We start from the raw sequence: 11272 nt of genomic DNA, 5'->3' as shown, positions 1-11272 counted from the left end.
ATTTGGTGCTGAAGACCGGAATCGAACCGGTACGGTGTTTAACCACCGCAGGATTTTAAGTCCTGTGCGTCTGCCAGTTCCGCCACTCCAGCATTTGTGTCATCACCTTTCAGCGACAATATTTATTATATGGTATATTATTAACTATGTCAACAGTATTTATATAGTTTTTTATATTTTTTATTTATTTCTTCTTCACTTATTATAACTAAATGTTAAAAAAGCTAGGGTTTAATTTAACTGACATTAAAATAAATAAGAGTGCTTAAAAAGCACTCTTTAATCCTTTCGGTATAAAGCTTAATTATATCCTTTTCTGCTATATCCTCTACCTTTTCCACCATCTTGGTGTTTTTTAAGATCTTGAAATCTTTCTTCACTATCTTTTAAGAATTTTGACATCCTGTCTTCAAAACTTCCTGAACTTGTAGTTTTAGATTTTTCCTTTTCCCAATCTATATCTACGGGTTTAAAAGATTTTTTTGGTGTACCAGCTTGCTTTATGGATAAGCTCATCTTACCATTATCATCTACAGAAATGACTTTAACTTTAACCACATCATTTTCTTTTAAATGATCATGTACATTCTTAACAAATACATCAGATACTTCCGATATATGAACTAAGCCTGTTTTCCCTTCCACTTCAACAAATGCACCAAAGTTTGTGATATTAACTACTTTACCTTCTATAATGCTTCCAGCCTTTAAGGTCATATTGAAAAGACCCTCCTTAAATTTATAATTTAAATTTATATATACTATAACTAATAATAATTAGTCATAGTAATTTTCACTTTATTTACTGTCTATTACAGGAGATTCTCCTTCTTTAATTAACCCAAGCTTTTCCCTTGCAAGTTTTTCTATATACCGACTATCTTGTGATAGTTTAATCTCATCCTGTAACTTTTGATTCTTTTCTTGTGCTGCTTGTAACTCCGAAGTATAGTTATCAATATCTTTATGTTGTCTAAACATTATTATTTGTTGATTTATAAATGTAAAGCCTACGTAAAGAGCTATAAGTAAAAGACCTATCTTTTTTATGCTGAATTTCTTCATATCGATTTTCCTTCCTTATTACAAATAGTAACATGTCATAGGTTTTATTTTCAAGTAGTCAAATTAACCTATAGCTATATTGTAATTTGAATTTTTATTTTCTTCAACCCTTAATATTATAAATTTTATATTTTTTTTGTTATTTTGCTGAAAATAATTCTTATAGGATAGAATATATAATAAAATATTACTCTAAAAAACGTTAATATGGCATTTAATATGCTTCCGTATGCTAATATAAATATATTACTAAATAGTTTAAAGTATATAAATAATCCAATTAAATTATATACAAACACATTAAAGCTCATGTAAGCATAGTTTGTATACATCATAAAAATAAATACTATAATGCCAGTTAATATCCAGAATAGCATATCCTGTATTGCTGTTATGATGGTTCCTGGCTCTTCAAAACCTCTTATTACTCTATATACATCAAAGAAAATACCAACTAGCATTCCACTAAGTAAGGAGAATATAAACAATGCTATTTGCCTACCCATATCAAATATCATAACTCAATCACCTAAATATTTTAGAAACAATGCTATTTCGCTTCTTTGGTCTCTTTTCTTCACTTGTATATACTACATAAGATATTTTCCCCGTTATTACCACATCTCCATTTTGAACATCTAGCTTGGTCATCTTTAACTCTTCACCTCTGATATCCATATCTCCCAACACAGTTATTATAAGTATCTGTTCATCATTGAAGCTTAATATTTCTAAAACTCCATCTAAAGTCATCTTTTTTCTATTTTCTAACGCAATAAAACTCTTTTTATTTTCTAATGACATATCTTTATTTGGTTCCATAATATCCCCCTTAAACCTAAAAATATATTAGCTTTCTATAAAGATATATTCATTAAAAAATATTTTATGCTTCTATTTATTCCTTATCCTCTTCCCCACTGATTATTTCATACATATTCTTAGCCTCTTCTTTATTAACATGATTAGCAATATTTATAATTCTCGCTTTTAATAATTGATTAGCAAATTGAATTTCTATTATATCATCTTCTTTTATAGTAGTACTTGGTTTTGCTACTTTTCCATTTATGGATACTCTACCATTTTCACATACATCTTTAGCAACAGTTCTTCTTTTAATTATTCTAGAAACCTTTAAATATTTATCTAATCTCATAGTTGCCTCCTTAAACTATATAAAAATTTTAATGAAATTATACTTTATCCTGTATCCCTTTGAATAGAAGAAAAAACCCAGAACATTTCTAGGCTTTTTCAAGTAATTATTTATTTACTATGTCTTTAAATTCTTTTCCAACTTTGAAAACAGGAACTTTAGATGCTGGTATTTGTATTTCTTCTTTTGTTCTTGGATTTCTTCCTACTCTAGCAGCTCTTTCTCTAGTTTCAAAAGTACCAAATCCAACTAGTTGAACTTTCTCTCCACCTTCAAGAGCCTCTTCAACACTCTCTATAAATGCTTTTAATACCGCCTCGTTATCTTTTTTTGTTAGTCCTGACTTTTCAGCCATTTTTGCTATTAATTCTGATTTGTTCACAATAGTACCTCCTTAATGTTAATTTTACGTAATTTATATTTTAATTACATAAAATAATACTTACAATATTCTTACAAGTTACCTAGAATCCTTCTTTTTTTTGAAAAAAATTTATCTTTTTGTTGATAAATTATACTTTTTAGATTCACTCCAAAGGGTTTCCATTTCTTCTAATGTCATTTCTTTCATGTCAATACCCTTTTTAATGCCAGATTCCTCAATAAATTGGAAGCGTTTTATAAATTTATCTATAGTATAATTTACTGCAAATTCTGGGTCAATGTCAAGAAGTCTTGCAATATTTACTGTGGCAAAGATTAAATCTCCTACCTCTTCCTGTATTTTTGACACATCTGAATTTTTATATACATCTTTTATCTCTTGTAATTCTTCTATAACTTTCTCCATAGCTAGTTCTACGTCATCCCAGTCAAACCCTACCTTACCAGCCTTTTTTTGAACCTTTTCTGCTCTAATAAGTCCGGGCATACAACGTGGAACATGTTTTAATTCATCGGTATAGCTAGTAAATTTCTTTTCTTTAACTTTAATTTCATCCCAATTCTCCAATATTTCATCTGTATTTTTAACTCTTACATCTGAAAATATATGTGGATGCCTACGTATCATTTTTTCAGTTATAGCTGCTACTACATCATTTATGTTGAAATAACCCTCCTCCTTACCAATTTGAGCGTGGAATATTACTTGAAAAAGTACATCTCCTAACTCCTCAATAAGTTTATTATCGTCCATTTCGTCTATAGCTTCAATAACTTCATAACATTCCTCAACTAAACCTCTTTTTAAAGATTCATGAGTTTGTTCTAAGTCCCACATACATCCATTTTCACTCCTAAGAGTAGACATCACATTAATTAAATCCTTAAAATCTTTAGGACCTTTAAGATCTTTAGGAATATATATGGAAGTTAAGTAATCAATATCCTCTTGTCTATCTAAATCATATAGTTTAATTTTTCTTATACTTTCTTCTCCTTGTATGCCTGCTGCTCTTACAAAGTATATATCACTATCATCACTATAATATTCACATAGAGCTAACTTCACTTCAGAAGCAATAAATTTGTTATACACCTGGGTTATTATTACTCCTAATCTCTTATCCATAACCTGTTCCCTTATATCAAAGGCATCTATTATTTTTACCCCTTCTATTGGATCAATCCTTAAGCTCTCTATAACTGCATCTACAAAGCTTACTGATGGCATTAATCTAGCTTCTATTCCATTCTCCTTGCAGAGTTCTAATAATATAGTTACAGATTTTTCTGCAACTAAGGGATGACCTGGAACTGCATATACTAAGTCTCCTTCTTGCTGATAAATTTTTATAAGATCCTCTGCAATTGCCTTGTATATATGATCAAAATTATTATATTCTTCATAAAAATTATCATAGGTATTAAACTTTACACCCATAGATTCTAAGTATTTAACATTAGGATGTTTTTCTGTTCTAAAGTATATATTTTTATTACTTTTCAAAATTTCTAGTACACCTATGGTTAAAGCATCTTTAGAACCAGGTCCTAAACCAACCACTGTAATCATTTGAATCTACTCCTCTTTTAGTTTTTAATGAGCTTTCCCTTTATATCTTCAATGGTAAATATTTTAAATACAATCGATAGTATTCCAAATATTACTACACCAAGGAAAATAGCTATTAAGCAAGATATTCCATTACTCTGTGTATAATTATAGACATTATTATATATAAAAACAACAGATATTATCATAATTAATGACACAAATAAAGGTTTTATAACTACTTCATATAGGTTTATCTTTACTTTGAGCAATTTTTTAACCTCTTTCAAGTTTAAAATGCTAGTTACTGCATATCCAACTATACTTCCAATTATTGCACCATATATATTAAATCTAGAGTTACTTACTAAAACATAGGTAATGACTACCTTAAATAGACACCCTATAGCAAGATAATATACCGGTTTCATATATCTACCACAACTTTGTAAAAGCGATGTAGTAGTCTGTGTTATTATAATTAATGGTATTGATAAAGATAATAATTTAAGTATTTCATGCCCTGCTACATCCCCCATAAACACTAATCCCATAATAGGTTTTGAAAGATAAAATAACCCTAATGCACTTGGAATACCTATAACAAAAGATAACTTAAATACCATGTTTACCCTTCTGTATAATTCATTTTGATTATGCATAGAATATACCTCTGATATTATAGGTACTAAAGCTGAACATAGAGCAATAGAAAGTGCCAGTGGGATATTTTGAAGAGTCATAGCCTTACCTGTAAATTGACCATATAATATGGCACTTTCTTGAATAGTATAACCTGCTAACAAGAGTCTTTGAGGTACTATTATAGAATCAATTAAAGCCATAATAGTTCCAACTGCAGCTCCTACGGATATAGGAAATGCTGCTTGTACTAAGTTTGATAGTATTTTATTACTCCTTTTCACTTTTAATTTATAAGACTTTGATCTAACAAATAAATATTTTATTACCAAGTAAATGCTTCCCAGCAATCCTCCAGCTACCGTTCCAAATGCGGCTCCTGCTGCTGCATATTCAATTCCTTTAGGAAGTAATAAATATGCACATATAACGCCAAAAACTACCCTACCTATCTGTTCTATAATTTGAGATATTGCAGTATTATTCATATTCTGAAGTCCCTGGAAATATCCTTTAAATGTACACATAATACATACAAATATAGGTGCTGAAGATATAATCATAAAGGATTGATATGACTTATTATCCCACCTTAAGATATTTATAATATTATCTCCAAAGTACAACATTAAAAATGATATTATTATCCCAAGTGGAATCATTATTTTAAGAGTATCCTTAAGTACCTGTTTAACAGCATTGGTATCGTTGCGTGCATTATACTCTGATATTAATTTTGACATAGCAATAGGTACTCCTGATGCTATTGCTACAAAAGTCATATATATAGGGTATGACATCTGATAATATCCCATCCCTTGGTCACCAATTAATCCTTGTATTGGTATTCTAAAAAACAAACCTAAAAATCGTGCAAAAATAGTAGCTATTCCTAAAATCATAGTTCCTTTTAAAAGCGATTGTTTTTTCATACTTCCTCCTAAAATACTTTGTATAGTTAATAAGTATTTTGATGAGAAACATTTTATTACTTAATGCATATAATATATACCTAATATCAATTAACTTTAACTTCTTTAACAATAAAAAATCTGCCATAAGATGTGATTAATATCAATCCTATGGCAATAATTACATATTATACTCTTTATTTAATTTTATCTTATAGATATTTATGCTTTTTAACATTTACTGTTCCATTTGTTTTCCTAAGAATGAAGCTGCTGTTTCCGCAAGCTTTAACTCTAGTTCTCCAAACTTTACATTTTCTTTTGAAACTATAATTACTGTACCTACAGTATCTCCCTCTGCAATTATTGGTGCTACAACTTGTGTTGTATATTCATCTGCTGTCTCTCCATCACATATAGGTATTAGTCCCTGAGAGTTTTTATCTAGAAGAGTAGCCTTACGCATTTCCATAATTTTATCTACTTCATTACTAATCTTTTTATCTAAATAATCTTTCTTTGTCCCACCACTTACAGATATGATTGAGTCTTTATCACAGATTATCACTATATTACCAATAGTTTGATGTAGCGCTTCACTATATTCCTTAGAAAACTCACTCAATTCTTCTATTGGTGAATATTTTTTTAATATAACTCCCCCTTCTCTATCTGTAAATATTTCCAGCGGATCTCCTTCTCTAATTCTTAATGTCCTTCTAATTTCTTTTGGTATTACAACACGACCTAAGTCATCTATTCTTCTTACTATTCCTGTAGCTTTCATTAAATATCCTCCTTATTTATGTAAATAGTATTAATGCTATTATTATCCTTCTTAACTCAAATTTTATACATCCTAGAAATTTTTTCATTAATAAAAAATAAAAAAAGATTAATGCCAAATATGACATCAATCTCTTTCTACCAATTATTAACTTAGTTTATCTTCATATAATTTTATTTTAGCTTCTTCTTGCCAAGCAGTTACTTTTTCTACCCACACATTATATTTATTTTGTTCTAATAGAACATCCTTAATCGCTCCTTTAACATCTTCTAAAGGCTTAACAGGATACTCTTCTTTATCTAAGCACTTTATAACATGAAATCCAAATTGAGTTGATATAGGAGCCTTAGTATATTCCCCTTTCTTAAGACTTATAGCTGCCATTAAGAAAGTTTTATCATACTGATTGCTAGTATATTCAATCCAATCTAAGTCTCCACCTTTGTCCTTTGTAGCATCTGTACCTTTTTCAGTAGCAAGCTTAGCAAAATCTTCACCTTTATCTAATCTTGCAATTACGTCTTTAGCTTCTTCTTCTGTCTTAACTAGTATGTGTGCTGGCCTAACTTTATTAGGACTTTCAGTATATGAATTTGGATTACTATCATAATAAGTCTTTATTTCATCATCTGTAACAGTAACATCTTTAACTACCTCTTCATATACAGCATTAGATATTACTGCTGGTTTTAATTCTTCTAAGAAGCTCTCTTCTGTAACTCCAGCTGTTTTAAGAGCACTTTTATACTCTTCATCAGTTTTAAAGGATTTCTTTATCTCATCAAGTTTCTCTTTAGCCTTAGTCTGAACTTCTTCATCAGAAGGCACTACTCCAAGCTTTTCACCATTATTTTTTATGACAATATCGTTAACCATAGTATCTAGTATACTTAATCTTTGCTTCTTTATATATTCCATAGCCTCTGAATTTTCTTTATAATTTTCTCCGTACTGAGCCTTTACTTGCTCATAAACCGTACTTAACCTACTGTCCACTTCTCCTAAGGTTATCTTTTCTTTATAAACCTTAGCAACTACTGTCTTATTAATACCTGCCTCTGTTTTTTCTATCATTCCACACCCCACTGCTGAAAGCATTAGTGTAGACGCCATTAGACCAGCTAAAATCTTCTTTAATTTTATCAATTTATTATCCTCCATTCGGTTTTTTTAGTTATTATTGCTATTCAATTTTACCATAAAAATACTATTAAATAAATAGTAGCTAAATCTATTTACTCATTGTTGATAAATCCTTAATAATATTTATAAGTATATCTAATAGCTCCTTTTTATTAATATCCTTACTCTTATACACTAGAACTGGAACATCTCCCATTTTAAATGTGATTTGTCTCTTATAATTGTCTAGTATATATTTTACCATTTCAGAAGTTAAGTATGACTTGTCTTTAAAGGTTATCTGTACTTGAATTCCAGTATCCTTTATCTCTAAAACCCCAATTTCTCTAGCAATTGCCTTTAAATAAGCTATATTCATTAAATTATAAACACTTTCTGGAATATTAGAGTATCTATCTTCAATCTCCTCAATAACCTCTAACATATGCTCATAGGATTCAATAGATGCAATCTTTTTATATACTTGAATTTTTTGAGTTTCATCCTGTATATAGTTACTAGGAATATATGCATCAATTTTCATATCTACTGTAGTTTCAATAGGTTCCTTATCTACTTCACCTTTTACAATGCTTACTGCATCTTCAAGCATTCTGCAATATAAGTCATATCCAACAGCAGACATATGACCACATTGAGCTGCTCCCATTATATTCCCTGCACCTCTTATTTCTAAATCTCTCATAGCTATCTTTAATCCTGAGCCTAATTCTGTAAAGTCTTTTATTGCCTTTAATCTTTTTTCTGCAACCTCTGTTAAAACCTTATCCTTAGTATAAGTAAAGTAAGCATATGCTATTCTATTGGTTCTCCCTACTCTTCCCCTTAATTGATATAGTTGAGATAATCCCATCTTATCTGCATTTGCTATTATCATAGTATTTGCATTCTGAATGTCTATACCAGTCTCTACTATAGTTGTACTTAAAAGTATATCGTATTTTTTATCTACAAAATCTATAATTACCTTTTCCAATTCTCTTTCGGTCATCTGACCATGACCTATAGCAACTCTAGCTTCTGGGACCAACTTTTGCAAATATGTTGCCATATCACTTATAGTTTCAACCCTATTATATACAAAAAATACTTGTCCTCCCCTATTCATTTCCCTAATTATTGCATCTCTTATAAGTTGATCATTAAATTCTACAACGTAAGTTTGAATAGGATATCTTTCTTCAGGAGGAGTTTCTATTATACTTATATCCCTCACTCCTGTTAAAGACATGTGTAGGGTTCTAGGAATAGGAGTAGCACTTAAAGTTAATACATCTATGTTTTTCTTTATTTCCTTAATCTTCTCCTTGTGACTAACCCCAAATCTTTGCTCTTCGTCTACAATTAATAAACCTAGATCCTTAAATACCACACTCTTTTGAAGCAACTTATGAGTACCTACTATAATATCTAAATTTCCTTCTCTTAGAGCATTTAAAGTTTCTTTAACTTGAGACGCAGTTCTAAATCTGCTAATCATTCCTATTTTAATAGGAAAATCTGAAAACCTTTTTAACATATTTTTATAGTGTTGCTCTGCTAGTATTGTAGTAGGTACTAATATAGCTACCTGTTTTCCATCCATAACACACTTAAAGGCAGCTCTAAGCGCAACCTCGGTTTTCCCATATCCAACATCCCCACAAAGAAGCCTATCCATAGGTTTATCGCTTTCCATATCTTTTTTAATATCTTCAATTGCAGTTAACTGATCCGGGGTTTCCTCATATGGAAATTCTCCTTCAAACTGACTTTGCCAAGGGGTGTCCTTGGCATATTTATGCCCCTTTAAAGTATTTCTGATAGCATAAAGCTTAACCAAATCTTCAGCAATATCTTCAACAGATTTTTTTACTTTACTTCTAGCCTTTGCCCATTCACTTCCACCTAATTTATTTATTTTGGGTGATTTGCCTTCACTGCCAATATATTTTTGTACTAAATCTAATTGCTCTACAGGGACATATAAAGTATCTCCTGAATTATATTCTAAAACCAAATAATCTTTTTTATTTCCCTGTACATCTAATTGATTAATACCCTTATATACACCAACTCCATGGTTCACATGTACCACATAATCACCAAGCTTTAAATCAGTAAAGCTTTTTATTTTTCCTGCACCTTTTTTAGTAGTTCTTCTTGTGGCTTTCCTCTTAGATTGACCGAAAACTTCGGAGTCTGATATAACACATACCTTTAAATCAGGATACTCAAATCCTTTAATAGAACTTCCAAAGGTCACCACTACTTCCCCTTGCTGAATGCTAGAAACTAGGTCTTTATAAGTAGCTTCTATCCCTCTATCTCTTAAAGTGTCAATTAATCTTTCTCCCCTTGTTCTTGTACCAGATAAAATTAAAGTTCTATATCCTTTTTTCTTTTTCTCTATTATATCTTCAATAAGCATGTCTAACTGTCCATGATAATCATGAATTGTAATCTGAGAAAATGCTATTAAATTTCTTGGTTTTAATGCATTAGAAGCAGTTCCTAAACTCTGTAAAGTTATAGTTTTACTCACTTCTAAAATTTCTCCAATCATTTCTTTAGGTATTAGTAGTTCTCCTTGTTTCGGTAAAATGTTACCTCTACTTAGAAAATTTTCATAATTCTCTTCAAATTCAAAGTATACACTATCCAACTTACCCATAGCCCTATTTACATCATCCACTACAACTAAACTATCCTTAAAGTAGTCTAAAAATGTAGTTTTATTTTTATAAAAATAAGGAATATAGCTATCAATAGTTTCAAAGGTCCAAGTTTCTTCAAGACTCTCCAAATTTGTCTTAACCGTAGAATTTATTCTTTCTAAAGCATCCTTATCTTTAGATTTATTAAATCTTGATATAGCTCCATCTAATTCCTTTCTAATTTCTTCTTTTGCAAGATTTATAACCCCTTCTGTAAGAATTATCTCTTTAGCTGGAAATATTTCTACTTTATCTACTTTATCTATACTTCTTTGATTGTCTTTATTAAAAGTTCTTATGGAATCAACTTCATCATCAAAAAGCTCAATCCTAAATGGCATGCTACTAATAGGAGGATAAACATCTATAATCCCCCCTCTAACTGAAAATTGACCTATGTTTTCTACAACACTACACCTTTCGTAACCACATTGTACAAGTTTTTCGCTCAACGCTCTTATGTCTATGGTACTTTCTAAAGAAATTTCAAATGAAAATTTCTTGAATAGCTCTACAGGAGCATAGGATGCTGCTAAAGCCTCGATAGAAGTTACAACAATACATTTTCCCTCATGAAGAATCTTATTTAATACTTTCAGCCTCTCCCATCTCAAGTCCCCTGATACAGCTTCTACATTGTAAAAAGTTACCTCACTCGTAGGAAAATAATATACATCATTACAATAAAAGCTAAGATCTTCATATATGTTTTTAGCTTCCATGTCATTATGAGTTAGCACTAGCATACTTTTTTCTATATCTTCATAAACACCATATAGCAAGTAGCTCTTACCAGATTCCGAAAGACCATGTATGCCTAATGGATACTTTTCCTCATTTATATATCTCTTTATATCTCTATATTCACTACTTAACTTTAAAGGTGTCATTACTCCTTTTAGTCTCAAAATATCACCTCTTAAACTATTT

General features: G+C 30.2%; 11 protein-coding genes and 1 tRNA gene. All 12 read right to left on the bottom strand.

The features are described from left to right. Positions 1-3 precede the first annotated feature (3 nt). A tRNA-Leu gene (locus B3086_RS01535) sits at positions 4-92 on the bottom strand. A 208-nt stretch (positions 93-300) separates the two neighbouring features. Next, a complete protein-coding gene (locus tag B3086_RS01530; RefSeq protein WP_035132487.1) occupies positions 301-717 on the bottom strand; it encodes a S1 domain-containing RNA-binding protein in 417 nt (138 codons plus the stop codon). 81 nt (positions 718-798) lie between these two features. Beyond that, positions 799-1065, bottom strand: a complete 267-nt coding sequence (locus B3086_RS01525) for an FtsB family cell division protein (protein WP_035132490.1) — start codon at positions 1063-1065, stop codon at positions 799-801. A gap of 125 nt (positions 1066-1190) precedes the next feature. Then, the gene (yabQ, locus tag B3086_RS01520; RefSeq protein ID WP_035132492.1) at positions 1191-1583 is read right to left on the bottom strand and encodes a spore cortex biosynthesis protein YabQ; all 393 of its coding nucleotides are present in this window, start codon (positions 1581-1583) and stop codon (positions 1191-1193) included. A 7-nt stretch (positions 1584-1590) separates the two neighbouring features. Then, positions 1591-1887: a sporulation protein YabP gene (gene yabP, locus B3086_RS01515; RefSeq protein ID WP_346848846.1), complete on the bottom strand. Its 297-nt coding sequence runs from the start codon at positions 1885-1887 to the stop codon at positions 1591-1593. 76 nt (positions 1888-1963) lie between these two features. After that, entirely contained in the window at positions 1964-2224 is a 261-nt protein-coding gene (locus tag B3086_RS01510; protein WP_346848845.1) for an RNA-binding S4 domain-containing protein, read from the bottom strand. Positions 2225-2330: 106 nt separating this feature from the next. Then, positions 2331-2606 carry an HU family DNA-binding protein gene (locus B3086_RS01505; protein WP_035132498.1) on the bottom strand — a complete coding sequence of 92 codons (276 nt, stop codon included), beginning with the start codon at positions 2604-2606 and terminating at the stop codon, positions 2331-2333. A gap of 111 nt (positions 2607-2717) precedes the next feature. Then, positions 2718-4181 carry a nucleoside triphosphate pyrophosphohydrolase gene (gene mazG, locus B3086_RS01500; RefSeq protein ID WP_346876360.1) on the bottom strand — a complete coding sequence of 488 codons (1464 nt, stop codon included), beginning with the start codon at positions 4179-4181 and terminating at the stop codon, positions 2718-2720. Positions 4182-4198: 17 nt separating this feature from the next. Then, a complete protein-coding gene (locus tag B3086_RS01495; RefSeq protein ID WP_346876359.1) occupies positions 4199-5734 on the bottom strand; it encodes a polysaccharide biosynthesis protein in 1536 nt (511 codons plus the stop codon). Between the two features lie 217 nt (positions 5735-5951). Then, a complete protein-coding gene (gene spoVT / locus B3086_RS01490) occupies positions 5952-6500 on the bottom strand; it encodes a stage V sporulation protein T (RefSeq protein ID WP_035132504.1) in 549 nt (182 codons plus the stop codon). 147 nt (positions 6501-6647) lie between these two features. Next, on the bottom strand, positions 6648-7649 hold the full coding sequence (locus B3086_RS01485) for a peptidylprolyl isomerase (RefSeq protein WP_346848842.1): 1002 nt from the start codon (positions 7647-7649) through the stop codon (positions 6648-6650). Positions 7650-7734: 85 nt separating this feature from the next. Further along, a complete protein-coding gene (gene mfd, locus B3086_RS01480; protein WP_346848841.1) occupies positions 7735-11250 on the bottom strand; it encodes a transcription-repair coupling factor in 3516 nt (1171 codons plus the stop codon). Positions 11251-11272 lie beyond the last annotated feature (22 nt).

Source organism: Clostridium sp. UBA871, from assembly GCF_002295255.1.
Taxonomy (GTDB): domain Bacteria; phylum Bacillota; class Clostridia; order Clostridiales; family Clostridiaceae; genus Clostridium_J; species Clostridium_J sulfidigenes.
This window is presented reverse-complemented; position numbering and strand designations above follow the sequence as displayed.

Excerpts from the sequence above, each read along its gene's own strand:
- B3086_RS01530 (WP_035132487.1), bottom strand. The coding sequence starts at position 717 with ATGACCTTAAAGGCTGGAAGCATTATAGAAGGTAAAGTAGTTAATATC.
- yabQ (WP_035132492.1), bottom strand. The coding sequence starts at position 1,583 with ATGATATTTGATATGGGTAGGCAAATAGCATTGTTTATATTCTCCTTA.
- spoVT (WP_035132504.1), bottom strand. The coding sequence starts at position 6,500 with ATGAAAGCTACAGGAATAGTAAGAAGAATAGATGACTTAGGTCGTGTT.
- B3086_RS01510 (WP_346848845.1), bottom strand. The coding sequence starts at position 2,224 with ATGAGATTAGATAAATATTTAAAGGTTTCTAGAATAATTAAAAGAAGA.
- mazG (WP_346876360.1), bottom strand. The coding sequence starts at position 4,181 with ATGATTACAGTGGTTGGTTTAGGACCTGGTTCTAAAGATGCTTTAACC.
- yabP (WP_346848846.1), bottom strand. The coding sequence starts at position 1,887 with ATGGAACCAAATAAAGATATGTCATTAGAAAATAAAAAGAGTTTTATT.
- B3086_RS01495 (WP_346876359.1), bottom strand. The coding sequence starts at position 5,734 with ATGAAAAAACAATCGCTTTTAAAAGGAACTATGATTTTAGGAATAGCT.
- B3086_RS01525 (WP_035132490.1), bottom strand. The coding sequence starts at position 1,065 with ATGAAGAAATTCAGCATAAAAAAGATAGGTCTTTTACTTATAGCTCTT.